Origin of the sequence: Bacillus pumilus (assembly GCF_038738535.1) — a bacterium.
Taxonomy (GTDB): domain Bacteria; phylum Bacillota; class Bacilli; order Bacillales; family Bacillaceae; genus Bacillus.
Genome location: NZ_CP046128.1, coordinates 472,957 through 496,468, shown reverse-complemented (window position 1 = coordinate 496,468; position 23,512 = coordinate 472,957). Strand labels below are relative to the sequence as shown.

Genomic DNA, 23,512 nt, shown 5'->3' with positions numbered 1-23,512 from the left:
CTCTTACTTTTCTATCAATATATTACGAAACAGAGCCTAAAAAGTTTCAATAAGCCTGTTAAAAAAAGCGAACCCTGCAAAGGATTCGCTCTTGTATGTTAGTTGTTATAAGATTTCTTTTGACGACGATCGTTAGAAGAACGATTGCGGTCATTTGATGAACGCTTTTTATCACCGTACGATGAACGGCTTTTCCCGCGATAGCCGCCTCCTCCGCCGCCGTCTCTACGTTTAGAAGAGCTGCGGTTGTTGCGATTGCGTTTTGAAATCATTGGTGCTTCATCTGTCAAACGAACAGGCGTTGCATCTGGCTCTTTTGTCATCATTTTGATGGCAGCCGCAACCACTGTGACAGAATCATTATCTTCTAGCAATTCAGCAGCAGCTGTCATGTAGAAGTTTAAGTTGTTTTCACTGATGATTGTGCGCAGACGATCAATGGTTACTTGCTGTTGACCTTCAATTGCTTCATCTAGAGTTGGTTCTTTCATACGTTCCATTTTACGTTTAGTCGTTTGCTCAATCGCACGAAGCATATCTTTTTCACGCGGTGTGATAAATGTCACCGCCATACCTGTACGTCCAGCACGTCCTGTACGTCCAATACGGTGTACGTAGCTCTCTGGATCTTGTGGCACGTCAAAGTTATACACGTGTGTTACGCCTGAGATATCAAGTCCACGTGCTGCAACGTCTGTTGCTACAAGCACATCGATTGAACCTTCTTTGAATTTACGAAGCGCAACCATACGTTTCGCTTGTGTCAGGTCACCATGAATTCCTTCAGCTGTATAACCTCTAAGGTTAAGTGCTTCTGTCAATTCGTCAACACGGCGCTTCGTACGGCCGAAGACAATTGAAAGCTCAGGTGATTGAATGTCAAGAAGACGAGTCAATGTATCAAACTTCTTACGCTCGTGGATATCCAAGTAGAACTGTTGGATGTTAGAGACTGTCATTTCTTTCGCTTTTACTTTTACATGTTCTGGGTTTGTCATGAAACGTTCTGCAATGCGCTTAATTGGTGCAGGCATTGTCGCAGAGAATAAAAGTGTTTGGTGTTCACTTGGTACATTTGAAAGGATCGCTTCAATGTCTTCGATGAAACCCATGTTTAGCATTTCGTCTGCTTCATCTAGCACAACAGTTTCAACATTTTGAAGACGCATTGTACGACGGTTAATGTGATCGAGTAAACGTCCTGGAGTCCCTACGATGATATGAGGATTTTTCTTGAGCGAACGGATTTGGCGGCCGATATCTTGTCCACCGTAAATCGGAAGTACGCGCGCACGCTTGTCTTGGCCAATTTTGTATAGCTCTTCAGATACTTGAATCGCTAGTTCTCTTGTTGGCGCAATGATAATCGCTTGGATATTTGGAGACGCTGGGTCGATTTTTTCTACAAGAGGAATACCAAATGCTGCAGTTTTTCCTGTTCCTGTTTGTGCTTGTCCAATGACATCTTTATTCTGAAGACCGAGAGGAATTGTTTCCGCTTGAATCGGTGTTGCTTCTTCAAATCCCATGCGGTTAATAGCTTTCATGAGACTTTCGCTTAATTGAAAATCTTGAAACGTTATAGTCAAATTATTCAAACTCCTTCTAATTGCTGTTTCAGTAATCTCGTGAATGATCATTAAAAACTGCCCTTTTCCGAAAGGACAGGTCCATTATATACAAAGCCCGAATTACCCTACCTTATATCTTACCATTACACTATTTGTTTTTCAACAAGACAGAAATGGATATATCTACTGTTCCACAATGACAGATTCACCATCACTTTGATCTCCATCCATCCATTTCCACTTTTCGAACAGTTGAATTTTTCCGTTATCCAACTGCTTAGGTGTAGAATTGCAAGACCCGCTTCTCATGCTGCCGTCTTTGCTGACATGGTGGTACCTAAAATGAAGTGTTCCATCCTCATTCACAGTTCCTACAAGTACACCAGATACAATACTGCCGCCTTGATATGTGCCCGTTAATATATTCCCGTCCTGACGATATTGAAATATGGTTCCTGCCGATACTTCTCCGTTACTCGAATTAGACTGCGGGACAAAGGTTTTTCCGTCATAATGAAACAACCGAATCAACCACCTTTTCTTTCCTATTGTACCATAGGCTTGTCACTCATTCGACAAAAATGATGCAATTTTTAACAAGTGGGATTCAATTTATATTAGTTTAGCCACATTTTCGCTTTTCTATAGATTAAATTGTTTTTTTTAGAAATTGCTCTACTTTTTCAAACAATTGCTGTGCACATGGCTCGTGACAAACATGGTGTTTACAATCAGGTAAATAAAACATTTCTTTCTGACGAGACGGGATTTTATGATCAATAAATTCTGCACTTGAAGCGGGCACAATCCCATCACTTTCACCTTGAACAATTAACACAGGGAGGTGAAGCTTCTCAAGGGAGCTCTTCGTTTGCTTCACCAGCTTCATAAATTCTACAGCGGCTGACAGCGGTGTGCTCGTTAGCTTATGGCGGTATCTATCATACAAAGGATTCGTATCAATCAGCCCAGACAATGATTCCTTCAGCATCTGCCTTGTGTCTTGAATCATTTGTTTTGGATTCACATATTTAGCCGCAGCACTTAAAAGAACGAGACGAGCAACCGGATACTTCGCTGCAAGATAAGAAGCGATCATTCCTCCCATGGAAAAGCCGATCAAAAAAATGGTGTCGCATGTTCGGTAAAGAGATAGCAGTTCTAATTCAGCTGTTGCAATCCATTCTTGATAGAAAATGCCTTTGAGCTGAAGCTCATCCCCATGCCCCGGAAGCGTGACTGACTGAACGTTCCAATCTGTCTTCTGCTTTAAATATTGCGCCAGCGGTTCCACTTCATAGGGGGCGCCAGTGAATCCATGTATACATAGACAGCCAATCATTCTGTCACCTTCTTTGCGCTCACTCTTTATAGTGCAGTAATGACTTCTTCTAATCTCATGCCGCGTGAGGCTTTGACTAGAACAACATCGTCAGGACCTGCTACGTCAGCAAGTTTTTTCTTCAGTTCCTCTTTGTCCATAAATGAGAACACGCGCGCGTCACCGAATGATTTCTTTGCTCCTTCAGCGATGAATGCACCTAGGCGGCCATACGTCATCACATGATCAATAAATTCAGGCTTGATGTAGCGGCCTAGTTCATAATGATACGTTTCTTCTTCGCTGCCCATCTCGAGCATGTCTCCAAGGACAAGAATGCGATTAGCGAAGCCGTCCATATCTCCTACAAGATCAATTGCAGCTTTCATGGAAGTAGGACTTGCATTATACGCATCATTGATAACAGTGATTCCTTTCTCTGTTTTAAACAGCTCAAGACGCATCCCTGTCAACTTTGTTTGCATGAGTCCTTGGGCGATTTGTCTTTCATTCAGTCCAAAGTGCTGGCCTATGGCAATTGCAGCAAGGGCATTCTTCACATTATGTTTCCCTAATACAGGAATGAGAAACCCCTGAGCATACCCTTCGACTTTAAATTCTGTTCCTTCTGCAAGCTGGTTGATATGCGTTACCTTGATATCACAGTCCTCTGCTTCCCCAAAGGTTTTCACACGCTGCGAAAGTGCAGTCGCTCTCTCGCGCAGCAAGGGTTCATCTCCTAAGTAATAAAAGATGCCATCCTCTTTTAATCCTTTTGTGATTTCACATTTTGCATCAGCAATGGCTTCTCTTGATCCCAAATCTTGCATATGAGATTCTCCAATATTGGTGATGACTGCTGCATCAGGCTCAGCGAGTTTTGACAAAAACTCGATCTCACCTTTTGCACTCATCCCCATCTCCAACACAGCAATATCTGTTCCTTCCGGCATTGCAAGAATGGTGAGAGGTAGACCGATATGATTATTAAAGTTACCATCTGTTTTATGAACTTGATAAGCCGTTTGTAAGACGGAATGAATCATGTCTTTCGTTGTGGTTTTCCCATTACTTCCTGTAATACCGACAACACGAGGTTTTTCTTCTTTCAAGTATGATTTTGCCAGCCGTTGAAGTGCTGCCAGTGTATCCTCTACAAGAATGACAGGTACACCGAACGGTGGATTGGCTTCTTTTTGATTCCAAAGAACAGCTGCGGCTCCAAGCTCCACTGCTTTAGAAGCAAATGTGTGACCGTTAAAATGTTCTCCAATTAGGGGGATAAACAATGCACCTTTTGATACTTTTCGTGTATCTGTTGTCACTCCGTGAATTTGCTCTTCGCCAAAAGCTTGATTAGATAGTGTCCCACCAGCCATTTGGGCGATTTGTTTCACTGTACGTTTGATCATGATTTTTTCGCCTCTCTTTCTCATTTCACGTTTGAAGGAAAAGAGACACTACCTAAGGATAGTGTCTGCTTGTTGCTCACATTAAAAAGTCGTTTTAATGGTTTGTTTTTCTTGATGGCGTTCAATTGCAAGTGACACTAGCTTTTCAATCAGCTCTGGATACTCTACACCAGTGTGTTTCCAAAGCAGCGGGAACATACTAAATGGTGTGAATCCAGGCATTGTATTCACTTCATTGATCAGCACTTCACCTTCTTCTGTGAGGAAGAAGTCTGCACGTACAAGACCAGATCCATCGAGGGCTTTAAATGCCTTAATCGCCATATCATGAATCGTCTTGTATTCATCCTCTGACACACTTGCAGGAATGATCAAATCTGTATCGCCATCTTCATATTTTGCTTTGTAGTCATAAAAATCTGTTTTAGGTGCAATTTCACCAACGACAGAGCATTTCGGCTCGTCATTTCCTAATACACCAATTTCGATTTCTCTTCCAACGACGCCTTCTTCGACGACCACACGACGATCATATTGGAAAGCCAAGCCGAATGCGGTTTGCAGCTCTTCTTTGCTGCGGCATTTGCTAATTCCAACACTTGACCCCATGTTGGCAGGTTTCACAAAGCATGGATAGCCAAGTATTTGTTCCACCTGTTCTAAGCTGTCTGGTGTGGCCTTTTCATAGTCTTTTTTATTGAAGGAAAGGTGCTTTGCTTGTGCAAGTCCTGCTTGAGCAAAAACATCTTTCATCATGACTTTATCCATACCCGCTGCAGAAGCAAGAACACCGTTGCCGACATACGGGATATTTAGCAGTTCAAGTAATCCTTGCATCGTTCCATCTTCACCATTTGGCCCGTGCAGCAATGGGAAGACAACATCAATCTTCTCATCAGCAGATGCAGGCTGCGGGAACATGCTTTCATTTAAAGAAGTTGGTAAAAACGTCTTTGCGTTCTGTTCAAATTGAAGCATTTTGACGTTTGAAACTGGTTCAGTGAGTTTTTCTCCTCTTAGCCATTCGCCCTCTTCTGTAATATAAATTGGATGTATATCGAACTTCTCAGTGTTAAGTGCTTTTGTAACTGCAAGGGCTGTTTGCAGTGATACATTATGTTCGGCTGACTTTCCGCCGTAAATCAATCCTAAACTTATTTTCAATGGATACTCCCCCCACTAAAATTCATCTTTACTATCTTATCACTTTCAAGCAAAAATGCTCTAATTAATTTTTGTTGTTACGGAATTGAAATGATTTGTAAAGGTTGTAAGCGCCTCCCGAGCATTTGTATGTCATTCGCCATTATTTTATATTAAAATGACATTGAAAAGGAGTTGTGACAAATTGAAAAAAATCACAAGTACTGAACAATTCAATGAAATCATTCAATCTGACAAAGAAGTCATCGTTAAATTCTTTGCAACATGGTGTCCTGACTGTACAAGAATGGACATGTTCATTCCAGACATCTTAGAGGCTTATGCTCACCATGAATGGTTTGAAATAAACAAAGATGATTTCCCTGAATTAGCAGAAACGTATCAGGTCATGGGTATTCCAAGCCTGTTAATTTTCAAAAATGGCGAAAAAACAGGTCATTTACACAGCGCAAACGCAAAATCACCTGAAGAAGTGACAGAGTTTCTTCAAGGGCACGTTTCTTAATTGGTTAAACGAAGGACATCAGCAAACGCTTGCTGGTGTCTTTTTTTCTTCTCACATCTCTTACATCAAATCTCTCCATAAGACGAGTTGCACATCCAAAACGTTTCAATGAGCGAAAGAATGTTTTATATAGATGTTTCACTTACGACAAGAAATGACAGGAATTATTTCCTGGGAAAGAATGAGCGTCGACTAGGCTTCGAATTTGTCGGTTACGTGAATTTTCTGAATAGATTCTTTACTTCTGACATTTCGCTTTGTATAATAGAGTTGCTAATTGATAATGATTATCAATTTCATCTATGTGAAATCCTATAGACGTCTATACTTATAAAGGAGCGATGAGTCACATGTCTAAGAAGAAAATCAAAACATATCAGCAATTGATTGAAGAGAACAAGAAGGCCATCATGCGCGACCCTAAAATGATGGAAAGTATATACGAAACAATCGACAAAAAGCATCAGAAGCAGCTTGCAGCTGCTGGACGTGAATCATAAACATAAGACGAGCAGTCACAGCTGGCTGCTCGTCTCTTTTGTCTTTTTCAACAGAAAGAAAAAAGCCGATAAAATCTATGATGTGATTTTATCGACTTTTGTTTTAATGTGATTTCGCTACACGGTCCTGCTTCATTCCTAAATAAATGAGCATATATGTGAGATAACCCATTGTCATTGTTAAACCACCGAAGAAGAACTGAGAAAAGACAGGCTCCTCAAATGTTGTGACAGCAGCAAGAATGATCCAGCTCGCATATAAATAAACCATGAACCATTTCATGTTTCTTTTAAGTGTATACAGAAAGAAAAGACCCGCTAACGAAAAGATTCCCAGCGCTAGTCTGAAATAAACAAGATGATCAAACTGGATGGCAAAAGACACAAACGAAAACGACAGCAGCAACAAAATTGGTAAAGCCGTAATGAAATTTTTCACGATAGTGCCACCTCCAAGATTCCACCTTATTATAAGACAAAATCAGCCGGTTATCGTGAAATACAGACTCGTTTTCACAAAGATGTCACGAATTTTTCTTGTTATTTGACACAATTTTTACACATTTACATCACGTTTCCAAAAAAGAATCCAAGCCGTACCAACAAAGAAAACAAAATGCGCCCCCACCATAAATAGAGAAAACAAAGGGCTCATGCCATGGAAGGGCGGCGGTCCTTGAAAGCTGTACTGAGTAAAGTCCGTATTAGCAAAAAGCAGGATTTTCCCCCACTGATTTTCTAAAAGAGACATAATAGGCACAAGTGATTTCGCCGCATATAAAACAAAAAACGAGGTCACAAGCGCAACGAGGCTGTTCCTAAACAAGCTGGAACACATAAAAGCGAAGCTTGCCATCATCATCACTTCCACCCACTGAGATCCGATAACAGCAAACGTATGCTGAAATAATCGTCCCGTACTTTCATCAAATTCAGTACCAAAGAAAATAAGGCCAAATAAGAAAGCTAATACATAATAAAAAACAAACAAATATATGACTGTCAGCACAAGTGTGATGTATTTTGACAGAAAAATTTGCAGCCTTGTTTTGGGCCGGATCAATAAAAACTTGATCGTCCTTTTTTGAAACTCTGTTGAGATCAAGGTTGCGCCAATGACAACAGCGAGCACCTGTAAAATAAACACGACGTTCGTGGAATAAGCAAAATAATTGGCGACAGTGTCTTGTCCACCAAAGCTGGAAATGACTCGTTTCAACGCTAGAGCCATCGCCAATTGAAAAACAACGATCAATCCAAGTGCAATGAATGTGATCTTTTTCCTCATAATTTTCTTATGCTCATTCTTGATGAGTTGAAGCATCTGCCGTCCCGCCTTCCGTCCATTTCATAAATGCCTCTTCAATTGATGGCTTTTGAGGCGTCATTTCAAGTACATCAAACCCAGCCAGAACAAGCTGTTTGTTCAGCTCAGGCACTTGTTCTTTGTTCAATTGAAGTAATACACGCGCTCCATTTCGTTCATATGTATAGGCCTGCGTGTCGAGCCACGAAACCGCCTTTTCCACTGGCTGAATATTCATGAGTATCTGTTCTTTCCCCTCCATGTCCCGGAGCTTCGCACTGGCTTTGATCTGTCCTTTTTGAATGATGATCATGCGGTCACATAGCTCTTCTACCTCATGCAATAAATGTGTGGCAAATAACACGGACGTTCCTTCTTCTCGTACGAGCATTTGCAAGTGCTCCCTGAATTCCTTCATACCTGCAGGATCAAGTCCATTTGTCGGTTCGTCTAAAATCAGCAGGTTCGGCTGATGTAATATGGCTTGTGCAATCCCAAGCCTTTGTTTCATCCCCAGTGAATACGTCTTCACCTTCTGATGAATGGCGTGCTCCAGACGAACTCTTTTCACCACTTCCTGCATGCGTTCTTCCGTCACTCCATCGTGCATCGCCGCATATAGTTCAAGGTTTTCAAAACCTGTTAAATAAGAATAAAATTCGGGATTTTCTATGATCGCACCAACAGATGACATTGCGTGTAGAAAATCCTCATCCTGTGAATATCCATTGATCATGATTCGGCCATTGTTTTTTTTCATCAAACCAACGATCAAGCGAATCAAGGTTGTTTTTCCAGACCCATTTGGTCCTAGTAAGCCGACGATTTCTCCTCTCCCTATTTCTATAGATATATCTTGTAAGATCATTTTCCGGCCAATTCGTTTATCGACTTTCTCTACTTTTAGAACAGCAGACTGCAACGTGGTTCCTCCTTCTGATGTAATGCCTATGGCGGCAAATAAGACCGCTCATTCTGTTAAAAGTATATCACGCATGACAAGAGGCCCATGAAAAAAAGGGCTGATCGAGTCAGCCCTTCTTTTACATTACATGGATAGGTTCGGTGATGCTGCGTCTTTCTCGTGTTTTTTCTCCGTTTCTGTCACAATCACCGCACATGCGGCGTCACCTGTAATATTGACAACGGTTCTTGCCATATCTAATAAGCGGTCTATGCCAAGGATGAGCGCAATGCCTTCAACAGGCAGATTCACAGAGTTCAGTACCATAGCGAGCATGATGAGCCCAACTCCTGGCACACCCGCTGTGCCGATACTTGCTAAGACAGCCGTTAAGACAACCGTCAGCATTTGGACAAGCGTCAGTTCAACTCCATATACTTGTGCGATAAAAATGGTCGCGACCCCTTGCATAATCGCTGTGCCGTCCATATTAATGGTTGCACCAAGCGGCTGTACAAAGCTTGAAATCGGCTCTGGCACCTTCAAACGTTTCTGGGCTGTTTCCATTGAGACTGGCAGGACTGCGTTACTGCTTGATGTACTAAATGCGACAACCATTGCTGGAGAAAATCCTTTGAAAAACGCCATCGGATTTCGCTTCGCTAAAATGGCGACAGTTGACCCATAAGTCAGGAAGAAATGCAGCACGAGCGCAACTAATACGACCGAGAAATAGAGGCCCATCGCTTTCATCGCATCAAATCCCTGGCTGCCAATTGCGGTTGCGATCAAACCGAATGTTCCGTACGGTGCGAACTTCATCACTATGCCGACAAGAAACATCATTAATTCATTTCCTTGTTCAAACAGCTTTAGCAAACCTTCCGTCTTCTTCCCAAGCATGGCAATGCCAAGGCCTAAAAACACACAAAAGACGATGATTTGAAGCATGTTCCCTTCAACTAAAGATTGGACTGGATTGGTTGGAATGATGTTGAGTAGTGTTTCTGCCATTGATGGGGCTTCCTCTGCGGAATAATCAGCCGCTTTCGTATCAAAATTACCGAATGCTCCCGGCTTGATCAATAAGGCCAATGAAATGCCAATGATGATGGCAAAAGTAGTAGTAAGTAGAAAATAAGTAATGGTTTTTGCGCCGATTCTGCCAAGCTTTTTCGGATCACCTAGACCTGCTACACCTAGTGTGATGGAAAAGAATACGATCGGCACTACTAACATTTTAATCAAGTTTAAGAAGATTTGACCTAGAGGCGTAAATAGATAAGGGTCTAACACTTTGAATACATTCGGAGCAAAAATGTTGAGCAGTAGTCCTGTGATTGCACCTACAAACAAGGCAATAATAATTTTCGTCGCTAGCTTCAATAAAATCTCCCCTTCCTCATCAAAAAAGACCCACAAGAGAGTTTTCTCGTGGGTCTTTGTTTCCATACACGTACCACTGTTTACTCTCTTCACGCCGATGAGGTTAGCTGACGGGTTAGGACGAAGAGATGTCCTTTTTTCTCAACAGAGAAAAATTCACCCCAAAATAGTGGGTCCCCCATTCCTTTAGAAGGATTAAGCGTGTGGTTATTATGATATTTTCATACTATTTATACCTTATTTTTAGAAAATTGTAAACAGGTTCAAATGAACTTTTTAACTACTTTCCTCCTTGTTGGTGACCTCCAAAATATCTAGGATAAACACAAAGATTGGTATACCAATAATGAGTCCCCAAATCCCGATGTAGTGTTCAGAGAAGATCAGCACAATAAATGTGAAGAAAATAGGGAGTTCTGTTTTTGCTGACATGAGTTTCGGGTTTAAGAAGTAGGCTTCAATGGCATGGATGATGACGATCACCAGCACAATATAAAGGACATACATGCCGCCTCCAAGGGTATACGCAATGATGCTGAGTGGAATAAGTGAGATGACCACACCCGCTACTGGGATTAAGCCTAGCAAAAAGACCATGACCGCTAATCCAAATAATTGCGGGAATCCCATAATGCCTAGCGCAATGGTTGTTAAGACACAGTTAACGGTTGCAATAATAAACTGTGCTTCGAGTACCTTTCCAAACGTTCTGGAAAATTTACGTCCAAAGAAGGCTATTTCATGATAGAACACAGAGATTTTACTCGTTTTGAACTTGTTCATGAATTGAATGAGGCGTTCCTTTTCGAACAGGAAGAACATGCTTAATATTAAGGACATAATGACCTGGATACTGAACGTGCTGAAATCTGTTAAGTATGTATAGAGGAAATTAAACCCTTTCTCAAAGTAAGCTGATATTTTAAAATCTCCGAATACGTTGGTGATGACATCAAAGAAGGGTAAATCTTGTGGATGATCTGCAATTTTCTTTCCTAAATGAAATAGCTGCTCCACCTGTTTGGCGATAATTGGCACAAACACGAATCCGCCAAACGTCAATCCACCAGCCAAAAGAATATACAAAATGGTGATAACCGATTTCTGTCCTATTTTCAGGAAGTGACTTAAAAAACCTCTAATGACCTCTTCTAACCGATTCATCAAAAAGGTGAATATGAAGGTCAAGAGAATTAAATTCATCATTCCTCTTAATAGATATAAGGCTGTGGCTAATACTACAAATACAGAAAACCGCTTAACACCGGGTTTTTCGAACAATTTAAAAAATGCCGCCATTACGTTACACACCTGCCAGGACTAAAGTCTATTTTTCATCGGATCTGATATACATTATATCGGATCTTTCTGTAAATTATATAATAAAAGGTCAATAAGGTCTTACGATTCGTTTTAATTTTATCAAGCTTTAATGTTTTTTCTTTTCAGCACAAGAAAAAACCGAACCCCATGTAGAACATAAGGTTTCGGTTTTTAGGTTGTTTTTATACTATACAGCCTGCTTCATATTGCGCATTTCTTGAAGTGCTGTTTTGCTCTTCGCTTCGTCAAATTCACCTTCACTTTTCGCAACAACGATTGTTGCAATTCCATTTCCAATAAGATTTGTAATGGCCCTTCCTTCGCTCATGAATCGATCTACCCCAAGCAGCAGTGCAAGCCCCTCCAGCGGAATGACCTGTAGTGCAGCGAGTGTAGAAGCCAGCACGATAAATCCGCTTCCTGTCACCCCAGCCGCTCCCTTTGATGTGAGCATTAGGACAAGGATGATGGTGATCTGCTGACCGATGGACAAGTCTACACCAAACACTTGTGCCAAGAAGACCACAGCCATCGATAAGTAGATCGAGGTTCCATCTAAGTTAAAGGAATACCCTGTTGGGATGACAAGACCAACCACAGACTTAGAGCACCCGTAGCGTTCCATTTTATCCATCATTCTTGGCAGCACGGATTCTGATGAGCTTGTGCCAAGAACAATTAAAATTTCATCCTTGATAAATCGCAGGTAACCGAACAGGCTGAAGCCATACATTTTACAAATGATGTTCAGCACAACGAAGATGAACAGGAACATGGTCATATAAACGGAGAGCATCAGACTTGCGAGCGGTTTAATCGATGCCAAACCAAAGTGTCCGATCGTATAAGCCATTGCCCCAAATGCACCGAGCGGCGCAGCACGCATGATATATCCAATGATTTTAAAGAAAACAAGTGACAGCTTATCAAGCCACTCAATGATTCCTTTCCCCTTCTCGCCAAGTGCAGCAAGCGCAACACCGAATAAAATAGAGAAGAATAAGACCTGTAAAATATCACCCTTCGCAAAGGCGTCTACCATGTTAGAAGGCACGATGTGTGTGACAAATTCCATCCAGTCGATACCCTGTCCCCCATTTTGGGTATACTGTGAAACGTCCCCTTTTTCAAGCTTGCTATAGTCCAGACCTGCACCTGGCTTCATGATATTTACCACAAAAAGACCGATGACCAAAGCAAGCGTCGTGACGACTTCAAAATAAATAAATGCTTTTCCCCCAACTTTTCCAACCTTTTTCATATCCCCCATCTTGGCAATACCAAGAACAATGGTTAAGAAAATGATTGGCGCGATGACCATTTTAACGGCATTGATAAAGGTGTCACCAAGCGGCTTCATTTCTTTTCCGACGTTTGGCCAAACCATCCCGACAATGATTCCGATAATGACAGCTGCAATCACCTGAAATGTCAGGTTCTTCAAAAGCCTCTTCATAAAAAATCAACTCCCTCACCCTTTGATGTAAACGCTTAACTATTATCTGTAGATAAATGATAGCGATTTCATCAAAGGCTGTGAAGCTTATGAACATATCGTACATTTTGGTCTTTTTGGTCTCTTAGTCAGAATGTACGATATATTTATTGACAGGCCGGCCAACCCCGCCATATTGCATATCTAATTTCAGCTCGCCTTCTTTCACTAAGAAGTCTAAATACCGGCGTGCCGTGACACGGGCAATGCCGAGTGCATTGGCAACTTCCTCTGCAGACTGCGGGCCTTCCTGCAAGCCCATATAGGCTTTAATTTCATTCATCGTATGCACATTCAGCCCCTTAGGGAGCCAAGTATCCTCCTGCTTAACAGCAGGCTTTCGTATGATATCATCCAGCATCTCCTGAGAAAATTCTGCTGCTGTGCGAATTTTAGATTTAAACGCTTTATAGTTTTCAAGTGATTCTTTCATACGTTCGAACTTAAACGGCTTGATGATATAATCTCGTGCACCATTTTGAAGCATGATGCCAATGGTCTCTTTGTCCTTTGCCGCAGAAATAACGATCACATCCACCTGTATCTTTTGCTTTCTAATGTCTTGAAGCGTCTTCACGCCATCTTTTTTTGGCATATATACATCGAGGACAACAAGGTCTGGACGAATTTCTTTGATCAGCTGGATGCCCTGCTCCCCATTACCTGCGACTGCCGCAACTTGAAAGCCAGGAACACTCTTAATGAACTCTTTATTCACTTCTTGCACCATCGGGTCATCTTCAATTAATATCACCTTAATCTGAGTCATCTGTCTCTCTCCTCTATTGTCATTGGGAATTCGATTGAGAAGGTGGTACCAATGCCGATGCTTGATGTGACTTCTACATTTCCCATTCCTTTATCGATAATCGTTTTTACAATATACAGACCATAGCCTGTTCCGCCTTCTTTGCCATATGTGAAACCTTTATCGAAAATATAAGGAATCATTTCCTCTTCAATCCCGGAGCCATTGTCTTCAATTAACATCGCGAGGACATCCTCGGTTTGATCAATACTAATAGAAATGCGTTTTGTGTTTCTTTCTACAGTATCATACGAGGCAAAGGCGTTCTCGATCAGATTGCCAAGCAGCTTCGTCATATCATGCTGATCTAAACGCTCAGGGAAATCACGCAGACAGCTATGTTCGTCTACTTCGACCTTTATGCCTAGCTCCTTGCCCCTTCTGATTTTGCTCATCAATAATCCCGCAACGGCATCATGCTGAATGACGCGGTGAAGAAAGTCCATCACATGTTCCTGTTCTTCCGTCGTTTGAAAGGCTAGATCGAGCGCCTGATCGGGTTTACCAAGCTGAATCAGCCCGGCAATCGTATGAAGCTTGTTCATATGCTCATGGTTTTGCACCCGCAGACCGTCAACAAAGTTCTTGACTCCGGTTAACTCCTCTGCCAATTTTGCCGCTTCTGTCCGGTCCTGAAAAATGGCGACCGCTCCGATAATTTTCTTTTTCATGACAATCGGAATCCGGCTGCTCATAATCCGCTTTCCGCTCATATGAATTTCTTCATTGTAAACGGGTTCAGCGCGATCAATGATCTCAGGGAGTCTTGTGTCAGACAGCACATCCCAAATATTCCGGCCTACGACATCCCCTGTCACACCAAAAATTTGCTTCGCCTTTTCATTAAAAATGGTGATCATGTGCTGATTGTCAATGGCGATGACCCCTTCATTAATAGAGTGAAAGGTTGCGGTGCGCTCCTCTAGCATTCTGACAATCTCATGCGGCTCCAGCTTAAACATTTGCTGTTTAATATGACGGGCGAGCAAAAATGAGCCTACAAGCCCAAAGCTGAGCGTCAGCAGAAGGATCATGAGGATATCCCGCTTCATTTCTCCTAATATATCGATCATACTTGGCAGCGTTCTCCCTACAAGGACAACCCCTGTTTGATTAAATTGATCATCCTTCACTGGATAAAAGGCTCTGATGGCTGTCCCAAGCTCTCCCTCTGCTTCTGAGAAATAAATATGCTCTGCAAAAGCAGGCTCTTCATCTGTCCCCTCCGAGCGCTGACCAATCCTTGTTTTTACCGGATGCGTTAATCTCACATGATCCATATCCATGACGACAATGTAGTCAGCGTCTTGAATAATCCGAATCTCTTCGATGGCATGCTGTAATCGGTTACGTTCCTTTGTTTGATCAGCTAACGCCTGCTTCACCTCATTCATCTCAGCCACTGTTCTCGCCGTGTTCATGAGCCTTTTTCGAAGCTCTCGTTCCTCTGTTTGCTGGATTCCCCCAACAAGGACAATTCCTCCGATTAAAAGGGCGAAAATGACAACGAAATATGTGAGGATGGTGAGCTTCCATCTAATAGATAATTGTTGTAATTTCAATCGATTTCTCATCATTTTTTCACCTGTATCTTTACGAATTCTTCCTCGGTCAAGTATGCTTGACATAAGGGGGATCGGACGCATGAAGAATTTACTCGCCTATACACTATTGCTCATAATCGGTTTTGTAACCGCTTTATACTTTGGTTTTTATCATATGATGCCAAAATCAGCGACGACCTTTGATGATGAACAGACAGGGCTGAAGGATCAGCTTGTGTTCAAATTTAGCCATGTCGTGGCAGATAATACACCAAAAGGACTTGCCGCAAAGAAATTTGCTGAGCTTGTGCACGAAAAATCTGATGGGAAGATCAGCATTCAAATTTTCTCCAACGGGAGTCTTTATTCTGATATAGAAGAAATTAATGCACTCAAAGAGAATCAAGTTCAATTTATTGCCCCGTCTACCTCGAAGCTCGGCATGCTGTCCCCTGAGTGGCTGGCTCTTGACCTTCCCTTTGCTTTTTCTAATTATGATGCGGTTCAAGAAGGCCTACACGGTGCAATTGGACAAAGATTGTTTGGCACCCTGCAAAAAGACGGGCTAAAGGGAATGGCCTATTGGACAAATGGCTTTAAGCAAATCACCTCTAATAAAGGTCCAATCAAACAGCCTGGTGATTTAAAAAACCAATCTCTCCGCATTATGCAAAGCGATATGATTGAAAAACAATTCAAACTTCTTGGCGCAAAGCCCTATCAGGAATCGTTTAATTCAACGTTCCAGCTATTAGAGACAAAAAAAGTAGACGGTGAAGAAAATACCATTTCAAATATTTATTCAAAAAAATTCTATCATATACAAGACTATATGACGATCAGTAATCACGGGTATTTGGGCTATGTGGTCTTAACAGATCAATCCTTCTTTGAACGCCAGACACCTGAAACGAAACGAATTTTACTTGAAGCCATGGAAGAAACAACAGCTTGGAATGAAAAACATGCAGAACAGATGAACAAAGATCAGCTGGAGGACATTAAACGGGAATCGCCGATTGCCATTCATGAATTGACGCCAGCAGAAAGACAAAAATGGGTGAAAGCCCTCGATCCTTTGTATGAGGAAGCCGAAAAAACCATTGGTTCCACCCTAATCAAACAGATTCGCGAGCTGCGTGCGCGTTATGAACATTCTCCTATCCATGCTTTTCAAGATGAGGATGAGACCAAATAAAAAATCCCTTTGAGAAAGGGATTTTTTATGCACCAGATTCACTCTGTTCTTGCTGCGTGAGCTCTTCTAATCTTGTGACAATTCTTCGCTTTCGGTATTGCATCATGCCTGTTTCGGCAATACCTTTTAGTTGTGAGCGGTTGGAAACTGCGCCAAACAAAATGCCTGCTATGGGAACAAGCTGAAACAGCTTCTTCCAGCCAAACGAATCCCGGTAATTATACACCACTTCACGCCACCCTTGGATTTGGGAAATCATGTTTTCGTGCTTTCCTTCTGAAGCTTGATAGCTCCTCAGCTCTTTTAATATAGATTTCTTCCCAACCACATCAGCAGAGTTCAGCTGTAAGCATTTAATGATGAAGACCCGCTCTTTCTTGTTTTTAGGATCATAGCCATAGGTGACGGCAATATCCTGTAATGTTTTAAGGGAGAGACCCAGTACCGCAGGAATATCTGCTGCCAGCGTAAACATACCGCCGACACCAGTTGTCGCACCTTGTACCGTGGCGAGGTTCGTCCTGTTTTTCCCCATATGTTCACTAATGGCATCCATGATTTCAATAGGAGCTTTTTCAATATCTTCTATGCGCTGAATGGAATCATCAGCACATTTCTTTTGAAATTGATGGATGATGCCTTTTTCTGATGTCAAATAGGCACCGCCTGATTGAATGTAATGCCCCATTTCATCAAGCAGCACACCGATTTTTTTCTGAATAAAGGCAGGCGTCAGCTTGTCCAGCATTTGAAATGGAAGGCGGCTGAGTTTCTCCCAAAACCATACCTTTTGCTGGTCTTTCTCCCACTGTTCAATCTCCTTTAATTGTGCTTTTAGCCACTCTTTTTCCTCCATGCCATTTGCCTCCTTAGATGCCGCTCAAGTATTTGTTTGTTATTATACACAATCCTTGTCCATCATACGTATAGAACATTGAAGCGGTTTCGAAAGGTTTGAAACTTTTTCAAAACGGTTATTGCTTAATACACAAACAAAAAGAGGAGTGATCAACATGTTAGGATTTCTGATTTCATTAGTTGTGGCGATTGTCATCGGCCTTATTGGCAGTGCACTCGCTGGAGGCAGTGTACCAGGAGGATGGATCGGTTCAATGATTGCCGGGCTTGCAGGTGCTTGGATTGGTCATGGATTACTTGGAACGTGGGGTCCTAGTCTGGCAGGCTTTGCGATCTTTCCAGCAATCTTAGGAGCAGCGATCTTTGTCATTATCTTAAGCCTGATCTTCCGCAGTGTGGGATCAAGGGTATCTTAAAGAAAACGAATAACAGAGGAAGCAGTAGGGACACCGTCTAAGAGGCGGTGTTTTTTATGTGATGGATTGACAAGGTATCTATTTTTTTCACTTACATATGATAAACAAACCTATTAGTTCAGATAGTTGACTTTTCATGAAGATGGGCATATGATGATTAAAAATTGCATCAAGGAAACTTTTTGTGCCAAAGCAAAACTTTGTAGAATCTAGGTGATGACATATGACAAACAAATACATTGAGGCACAGGCACACATGTCAGCGGCAGCTGAACGTGCACTTGAAGGAAAGGTCAAAGGATTTAGAAGGCTCCTTCCTTTTCTCGGCCCTGCTTTTATCGCAGCCATTGCATATATTGATCCAGGAAATTTCGCCACCAACATTGCGGCTGGCTCCAAATACGGATATCTCCTTTTATGGGTCATTCTCATATCAAATCTCATGGCTTTGCTCATCCAGTCCTTATCCGCAAAGCTTGGAATCGCGACAGGTAAAAACTTACCTGAAATCGCACGTGAAGAGTTTCCAAAACCCGTTTCAATCGGTTTATGGATTCAGGGAGAGCTCGTCATTATTGCCACGGATTTAGCTGAGTTTATCGGGGCGGCACTTGGTTTATACTTGCTTTTTCGAATCCCTCTGCTTGAAGCATCTATTATCGCCGCTATCGGTTCATTTGCGATATTAGAGCTGCAAAGACGAGGCTATCGAGCATTAGAAGCAGGTATTACAGGCATGCTGTTCGTTGTCGTGATCGCTTTCGCTGTGCAAACCTTTGTCGCCAAACCAGATATCGCAAGTGTCGCTGGCGGACTTTTCATTCCAAAATTTGATGGCGCAGACAGCGTGCTGCTTGCAGCTGGAATTTTAGGTGCTACTGTGATGCCTCACGCAATCTACTTACATTCAGCTTTAACCCAAAGAAGAGTCGTCGGCAGAACGGAAAAGGAGAAAAAGCAGATTTTCCGCTTTGAGTTTTTAGATATCCTCATTGCCATGATAGTCGCCGGGGCCATCAATGCCAGCATGTTGATTGTGGCAGCCGCTTTATTTTATAAAAATGGTCTCTTTGTTGAAGATCTGGATGTTGCGTTTCAGCATTTTGGTACACTCGCAGGGCCTGTATCAGCCATCTTATTTGGTGTAGGTCTGCTTGTAGCCGGACTATCCAGCTCTTCTGTTGGTACACTGTCAGGCGATATCATTATGCAGGGCTTTATTCAATACCGAATCCCGCTATATGTCCGCCGGCTGATTACCATCATTCCCCCTATTGCGATCATTGCATCTGGGGTGAACCCGACCTCCGCGCTTGTGATGAGTCAGGTCGTCTTATCCTTTGGTATTGCCTTTGCTTTAATTCCGCTCATTTTATTTACAAGTAAAAAGCGAATTATGGGCGAATTAACGAATGCCCGCTGGGTGACAGGAATATCTTGGGTGATAGCAGCTCTTGTTGTAGCACTTAATCTTTTCTTAATTGTAGATACGTTTATGTAAAAGACAGTGTTGAGCTGTCTTTTTCTTTCCATTTGGTTATGGTAGAATTCCCCTGAGAGGATGTGGGTTCATGTTTGTTTATCAGGATCAAGAGATATCCATGCGGCTGCTTGAGCCAAGAGACGCAAGAAGTCTGTATTTGCTCATTCAGCGGTCGAGAGAGTATTTACGTGAATGGATGCTTTGGGTGGATTCAACGCAGACAGAGGAAGACAGTATGGCGTTTATCCAAAGCGCCATGCAGCAAGCGATGCAGAACAACGGTTTTCAAGCGGGCATCTGGTCACATGGAGAACTCGTCGGCATCATTGGCACCCATCAAATTCATTGGATCAATAGGACCGTTTCAATCGGCTATTGGCTCGGAGAAGGCTATCAAGGAAAAGGCACCATGACAAAAGCCTGCAAAGCGGTCATTCGCTATTTATTTGAAGAGTGCGGACTGCACCGTATTGAGATTAGGGCTGCTGTCGACAATCAGAAAAGCAGACGCATTGCAGAGAGATTATCCTTTTCGCTTGAGGGAATATTAAGGCAATGTGAATGGCTGGGCAATCGCTTTACCGATCATTGTGTGTACGCCCTTTTACAGCCTGAATATATGAAACAAAAAACGTATTCGATGAATCAGCCCACTTAATTGTGTCGATTGCATGAATTATTTTATAAAGTGAAGCTTTGTAGTATCCGTTGTGATCGGCATCTGATAAAATAGAAGGAAAAATCGAGGTATGATGTATGTCTCTTATTATTTTATTTTACTTATGGATTGTCCCTTTGGTATTTGGTATTTTCTTCTCATTCCTAACAAAAAAAGCCACCTACAAACGCCGCTTTGTCCCATCCTATAGCATGGTAGGACTCAGCATCGTTTTTCTCATTCTGGCACTCGTCTTTTCAGCCAGCCATTTTCTATTTATTTGCGGTATGTTCCTATTTGCCACAACCCTTGTCGGCACAGGCATCCCTTTATTCTTAGCCTTTGGAAAAACACCATCCTAAACAAAAACCACCTTTTCGCGATGAAAAGGTGGTTTCTTTTTTATTGAAGTGGCATTCGGTATGTAATCGTGGCATTTGGATGTTTTTCAATCGTCTTCATCATGTCTTGAAGAATCTCGGCTGCGCGATCATTTGAGTCATACTTGCCGAGCATCTTTGCCCAAGAAGTACTTCCCAAGATCATCCCTTCAATTTTTTTGCCGCTTACTGAGACTTCTTGGACATGAATCAGAGTTTGTTGGTTTTGTGTGAGGATCCATAGCATGGTTTTTATTCTCCTTTTCAATTTGTAATGATTTCTACTTGATTTCTTCTCATTTTAAGCTTTTTTAACTGATAATTCATGTGACCATTGATCAATCATTGAATTTTTCAGCATATATTAAATCTGATTCACTAGGTTCTGCCTTATGCTCTTTCACATTACCCTCTTTATCATATTTTATGTAAGTCATCTCTCGGCCAGCAATACATTCACATTCATACTTTTTATTTCCATTCTCAAAAAACTCAACTTGATATCCCTCTGTAGCGTTCTTCCTCATATACCCTATTTTTTTCACACTGCCATTTGAGTAAAACTCCACATACTTCCCCTGTTTAATACCTTTCTCTACATAGAAATAACTTTCAATATGTCCGTTTTCGTACATATCATAGGCTAGTCCAGTAAATAGTTTTTCTTTCCCTCCTTGAGTATATTCTACAATCGCTAGTTCGTAGGGTCCCCCATACTCTAGAGACTTTTCAAACTCAATACCACTTTCTATAACTAACTTCTTTGTCAATATATCATTCAATATTAAAAACCCTTTCAGTTTCTAAGTTTGGACAAAACAAAAAACAGCTATAAATAATTATATAATCCGTTTTCACTTGATCATGAGGTGGCTTCTAGCACTTTCTTGATAATTAAAAATTCTTTCACCATATTCATCACTATCAAATAATTTTCTAAACTTCGATCAACACAAAAAACCTTTAAAGACATTTAGCCATCAAGGTTTTTGTATTTCATAATACTTTAATTCAATGCATCTTCTAATGTTTTCTTTTCATGTTCTAACATACCACTTATGATAATACCACAAACTACTTCTTCTTTATCCAAAACAAATCCTACTGTATCATTTTGTAAAATAGACACTGCATCATTTTCTGAGAATGAAATTAATACCCTATCCTTCCCTATATATACGTCTAATTTACCTTTTTCGTCTATATAGGTATTATCATTAGATTCTTCTATCTGAAAACTCGGTACACCTTTAACCATATTTATATCTCCCATATCTAATTTCAAACTTTCCATTTTGTGTACATTTTCACTTAACGTTAGTGTAATTGAACGAATATTACCTGTATATTTCCCTAAACCTATTTCAATTAAAGATTTCTTTAAATCTCCAGTTCTCCAATATATCGTTGGCTCTTTTGATATATTCCAACTACCAAATTCTATATTAATCGGTGTATAAAGATCATATTCAATGTTTATAGGTTGGCTGTCTTTATAATCTATTACTTTTAACATCATCATTTCTCCTTTTAAGGCATATACACAGCATGCTTTATTACTGGTAGTAATCCGTCTCCCCGGGGTTTACTAAATATTAATTCCCAATTACCTACCTTCATAATTTCTTCATATTTAATTCCTTGCTTAGCAGCATTGTTAACAGAGCTTTGGAAACTCGACAATAAAGTTTGACTATTTATCGGCATACCATGTGTAGTAGCATCTCTTGTTATATACTCAACCATATGTTTTGTTCCATTTGGATGCACCCAGAACTTTCCATCTGCTGTTGCTAATTCAAAAGATTTTGGGATTTTTGTACCTTCATAAAGTGGTTGAGTAACTTTTATATTCCTCCACACTGTACCATTATCTACATTTTTAGCAGTACTTTTAACCCCCATCTTCCCATGAAACCCTTTCGCCCCAAACGGCAAAAGCATTCCAAGCGCTGCGTTCATGCTCGCTTCCTGCTGTTCTTTCGAGACCTTATTTCCAAACATATCTCGCCCCGTAATCGCTTCGCTGAAGCCGTTGGTGGCGGTGAGGCCATATAAGCCTTTTTGGGATGTTTTTAGGGCGTCAAAAGACTTTTGCGATGTCTTGTAAATATCGACTGCTCTGACTGCGGCCGAGGTGGCTTGAGTTGTTTTATAAACGGCTTTCCCGCCTTTGAAAATGCGGCCTGCCCAACCGACGATTGGGATATAACCTGCTGCTGCCATGCCGCCTGCGGCGACGCGCTGTCCTGCGGTAAGTTCTTCGCCTGTGACCGGGTCAACGCCCGTTGCGGCGCGTTTTGCATCGTTTACACCAGTCAGTTCATTCACGATATTTCCACCATAATCAAGTGCTTTTTCATACCAAGGGCGGTTGGCGAGTGCTTCTTGTTCCTTTGCGATTTCTCTAGCTTCTTCTTGTTCTTTTTTAATTTTGAGATATTCAGCAGTTTGCTTCTCAATATCGCTTTTTGCCTTGTAGATTTCGCTATTTTGATACGCTTTCTTGTCAAAATTCATAGGCGAAATCGCTTTTCCGTCATTTGTGGCATTCATCATTTCCGCGTACAATGCCATTGTAGCTTGCTGCTCCGTTTCTGACAAAGCATATTCATCTTTTAAATTTTGATCAAGCTCTCTTAGGTCTTTTACTGTCTTTTTTCGTTCATCTTCTGCATTTGCAATTTTTTCATCAAAGGTTTTGCTGTCAAATACCTCTAGAGAAATGAGGTCGTCGATGTCTTGAAAAATCGTTTTGAGTGCCTTTTTTTGATCCTTTACAATGCTTTTGGCATTTTTGATGCCCATATGTACTGCGTTGTCTAAAAAGTGTTCTTCTACGAAGGTATCGCCGCCAAAGTTTGTATCATCGAGTGTCCCAGAAACACCTTCATGAAAGGCCTTTTGCTTATCAATGAAGCTGATAAACATGTCTACATTTCCAGCCAGCTCTTTATAAAAGCTTTTAATGTTGTCGGCGCCTTTTCCAGTGAAATCATCACCGAGGTTTGCCATGCCTTGAAGTGTCTTTTTTAAATCTACCATTTGTTCGCGGAGTTCCTGGTAGTGTTTTGCCCTTGTGTCCGTGGCACTTGTTAGTGCTTTTGCATCAAGTATCTTGCCCAGAAGAAGTCACTCCCTCCATTATTGATCATAAAGTCTATTTTACCTTTCTCATCGAATTGGAAAAATAGGCTTTAAGTTACAAAATTAATTTCCAAATATTTTAATAGAGATGAAGGCAAGTGACAATTGAAATGATTTCCCTAATCATCACAAA

At 41.4% G+C, this 23,512-nt stretch carries 25 protein-coding genes and 1 riboswitch; of the genes, 7 read left to right on the top strand and 18 right to left on the bottom strand.

Going from position 1 to position 23,512, the window contains the following annotated elements:
• Positions 1 to 98: 98 nt before the first annotated feature.
• The 5 genes from cshA to GKC25_RS02345 all read right to left on the bottom strand — a co-directional run bounded on the left by cshA (position 99) and on the right by GKC25_RS02345 (position 5,468).
• Entirely contained in the window at positions 99 to 1,589 is a 1,491-nt protein-coding gene (gene cshA, locus GKC25_RS02365; protein WP_034663965.1) for a degradosome RNA helicase CshA, read from the bottom strand.
• 165 nt (positions 1,590 to 1,754) lie between these two features.
• Positions 1,755 to 2,093 carry a glutamate synthase gene (locus tag GKC25_RS02360; RefSeq protein ID WP_034663966.1) on the bottom strand — a complete coding sequence of 113 codons (339 nt, stop codon included), beginning with the start codon at positions 2,091 to 2,093 and terminating at the stop codon, positions 1,755 to 1,757.
• Positions 2,094 to 2,220: 127 nt separating this feature from the next.
• Positions 2,221 to 2,913, bottom strand: a complete 693-nt coding sequence (locus GKC25_RS02355) for an alpha/beta hydrolase (RefSeq protein ID WP_034663968.1) — start codon at positions 2,911 to 2,913, stop codon at positions 2,221 to 2,223.
• Between the two features lie 26 nt (positions 2,914 to 2,939).
• On the bottom strand, positions 2,940 to 4,304 hold the full coding sequence (locus GKC25_RS02350) for a UDP-N-acetylmuramoyl-tripeptide--D-alanyl-D-alanine ligase (RefSeq protein WP_187704344.1): 1,365 nt from the start codon (positions 4,302 to 4,304) through the stop codon (positions 2,940 to 2,942).
• Positions 4,305 to 4,385: 81 nt separating this feature from the next.
• The gene (locus GKC25_RS02345) at positions 4,386 to 5,468 is read right to left on the bottom strand and encodes a D-alanine--D-alanine ligase (protein WP_034663971.1); all 1,083 of its coding nucleotides are present in this window, start codon (positions 5,466 to 5,468) and stop codon (positions 4,386 to 4,388) included.
• Between the two features lie 184 nt (positions 5,469 to 5,652).
• On the opposite strand from GKC25_RS02345, the gene GKC25_RS02340 reads away from it, so the two are divergent.
• Positions 5,653 to 5,973, top strand: a complete 321-nt coding sequence (locus GKC25_RS02340; RefSeq protein ID WP_034663973.1) for a thioredoxin family protein — start codon at positions 5,653 to 5,655, stop codon at positions 5,971 to 5,973.
• 350 nt (positions 5,974 to 6,323) lie between these two features.
• Positions 6,324 to 6,473, top strand: coding sequence for a Fur-regulated basic protein FbpB (fbpB, locus tag GKC25_RS02335; protein ID WP_003214266.1), 150 nt, complete (start codon positions 6,324 to 6,326; stop codon positions 6,471 to 6,473).
• A gap of 103 nt (positions 6,474 to 6,576) precedes the next feature.
• On the opposite strand, the gene GKC25_RS02330 is transcribed toward fbpB, so the two are convergent.
• The 8 genes from GKC25_RS02330 to GKC25_RS02295 all read right to left on the bottom strand — a co-directional run bounded on the left by GKC25_RS02330 (position 6,577) and on the right by GKC25_RS02295 (position 15,272).
• On the bottom strand, positions 6,577 to 6,912 hold the full coding sequence (locus GKC25_RS02330; protein ID WP_034663975.1) for a hypothetical protein: 336 nt from the start codon (positions 6,910 to 6,912) through the stop codon (positions 6,577 to 6,579).
• 117 nt (positions 6,913 to 7,029) lie between these two features.
• Complete coding sequence (locus GKC25_RS02325) at positions 7,030 to 7,797, bottom strand: ABC transporter permease (protein ID WP_034663976.1); 768 nt, start codon at positions 7,795 to 7,797, stop codon at positions 7,030 to 7,032.
• A complete protein-coding gene (locus GKC25_RS02320) occupies positions 7,775 to 8,701 on the bottom strand; it encodes an ABC transporter ATP-binding protein (protein WP_095286230.1) in 927 nt (308 codons plus the stop codon). The genes GKC25_RS02325 and GKC25_RS02320 overlap by 23 nt, the downstream gene beginning before the upstream one ends.
• Before the next feature lie 126 nt (positions 8,702 to 8,827).
• The gene (locus GKC25_RS02315; RefSeq protein WP_095286244.1) at positions 8,828 to 10,069 is read right to left on the bottom strand and encodes a dicarboxylate/amino acid:cation symporter; all 1,242 of its coding nucleotides are present in this window, start codon (positions 10,067 to 10,069) and stop codon (positions 8,828 to 8,830) included.
• Positions 10,070 to 10,147: 78 nt separating this feature from the next.
• Positions 10,148 to 10,281: riboswitch (cyclic di-AMP (ydaO/yuaA leader) on the bottom strand.
• 64 nt (positions 10,282 to 10,345) lie between these two features.
• Positions 10,346 to 11,368, bottom strand: coding sequence for an AI-2E family transporter (locus tag GKC25_RS02310; RefSeq protein WP_034663979.1), 1,023 nt, complete (start codon positions 11,366 to 11,368; stop codon positions 10,346 to 10,348).
• Between the two features lie 211 nt (positions 11,369 to 11,579).
• Positions 11,580 to 12,848 (bottom strand): C4-dicarboxylate transporter DctP, encoded by a 1,269-nt coding sequence (gene dctP, locus GKC25_RS02305; RefSeq protein ID WP_034666695.1) that lies wholly within the window; start codon positions 12,846 to 12,848, stop codon positions 11,580 to 11,582.
• A 124-nt stretch (positions 12,849 to 12,972) separates the two neighbouring features.
• Positions 12,973 to 13,656, bottom strand: coding sequence for a response regulator (locus GKC25_RS02300; protein ID WP_095286232.1), 684 nt, complete (start codon positions 13,654 to 13,656; stop codon positions 12,973 to 12,975).
• Positions 13,653 to 15,272, bottom strand: a complete 1,620-nt coding sequence (locus GKC25_RS02295) for an ATP-binding protein (protein WP_034664453.1) — start codon at positions 15,270 to 15,272, stop codon at positions 13,653 to 13,655. The genes GKC25_RS02300 and GKC25_RS02295 overlap by 4 nt, the downstream gene beginning before the upstream one ends.
• 67 nt (positions 15,273 to 15,339) lie before the next feature.
• Between GKC25_RS02295 and GKC25_RS02290 the strand changes: the two genes are divergently transcribed.
• Entirely contained in the window at positions 15,340 to 16,437 is a 1,098-nt protein-coding gene (locus GKC25_RS02290; RefSeq protein ID WP_034663982.1) for a DctP family TRAP transporter solute-binding subunit, read from the top strand.
• A gap of 25 nt (positions 16,438 to 16,462) precedes the next feature.
• Here GKC25_RS02290 and GKC25_RS02285 read toward each other — a convergent pair whose 3' ends face one another.
• Entirely contained in the window at positions 16,463 to 17,293 is an 831-nt protein-coding gene (locus GKC25_RS02285) for an EcsC family protein (protein ID WP_095286236.1), read from the bottom strand.
• A gap of 157 nt (positions 17,294 to 17,450) precedes the next feature.
• On the opposite strand from GKC25_RS02285, the gene GKC25_RS02280 reads away from it, so the two are divergent.
• From GKC25_RS02280 to GKC25_RS02265, 4 genes are all read left to right on the top strand, one after another.
• On the top strand, positions 17,451 to 17,711 hold the full coding sequence (locus GKC25_RS02280; RefSeq protein WP_034663984.1) for a GlsB/YeaQ/YmgE family stress response membrane protein: 261 nt from the start codon (positions 17,451 to 17,453) through the stop codon (positions 17,709 to 17,711).
• A 223-nt stretch (positions 17,712 to 17,934) separates the two neighbouring features.
• Positions 17,935 to 19,212: an Nramp family divalent metal transporter gene (locus GKC25_RS02275; protein WP_034663985.1), complete on the top strand. Its 1,278-nt coding sequence runs from the start codon at positions 17,935 to 17,937 to the stop codon at positions 19,210 to 19,212.
• A gap of 70 nt (positions 19,213 to 19,282) precedes the next feature.
• A complete protein-coding gene (locus tag GKC25_RS02270) occupies positions 19,283 to 19,852 on the top strand; it encodes a GNAT family N-acetyltransferase (RefSeq protein WP_095286238.1) in 570 nt (189 codons plus the stop codon).
• 98 nt (positions 19,853 to 19,950) lie between these two features.
• The gene (locus GKC25_RS02265; protein WP_034663988.1) at positions 19,951 to 20,214 is read left to right on the top strand and encodes a hypothetical protein; all 264 of its coding nucleotides are present in this window, start codon (positions 19,951 to 19,953) and stop codon (positions 20,212 to 20,214) included.
• A 40-nt stretch (positions 20,215 to 20,254) separates the two neighbouring features.
• On the opposite strand, the gene GKC25_RS02260 is transcribed toward GKC25_RS02265, so the two are convergent.
• The 4 genes from GKC25_RS02260 to GKC25_RS02245 form a co-directional block, all read right to left on the bottom strand.
• A complete protein-coding gene (locus tag GKC25_RS02260; RefSeq protein WP_342689896.1) occupies positions 20,255 to 20,479 on the bottom strand; it encodes a hypothetical protein in 225 nt (74 codons plus the stop codon).
• A gap of 91 nt (positions 20,480 to 20,570) precedes the next feature.
• A complete protein-coding gene (locus GKC25_RS02255) occupies positions 20,571 to 21,017 on the bottom strand; it encodes a toxin-antitoxin system YwqK family antitoxin (RefSeq protein ID WP_034663991.1) in 447 nt (148 codons plus the stop codon).
• Positions 21,018 to 21,238: 221 nt separating this feature from the next.
• Positions 21,239 to 21,748, bottom strand: a complete 510-nt coding sequence (locus GKC25_RS02250) for a hypothetical protein (protein WP_095286240.1) — start codon at positions 21,746 to 21,748, stop codon at positions 21,239 to 21,241.
• 14 nt (positions 21,749 to 21,762) lie between these two features.
• Complete coding sequence (locus GKC25_RS02245) at positions 21,763 to 23,358, bottom strand: ribonuclease YeeF family protein (RefSeq protein WP_080869572.1); 1,596 nt, start codon at positions 23,356 to 23,358, stop codon at positions 21,763 to 21,765.
• Positions 23,359 to 23,512 lie beyond the last annotated feature (154 nt).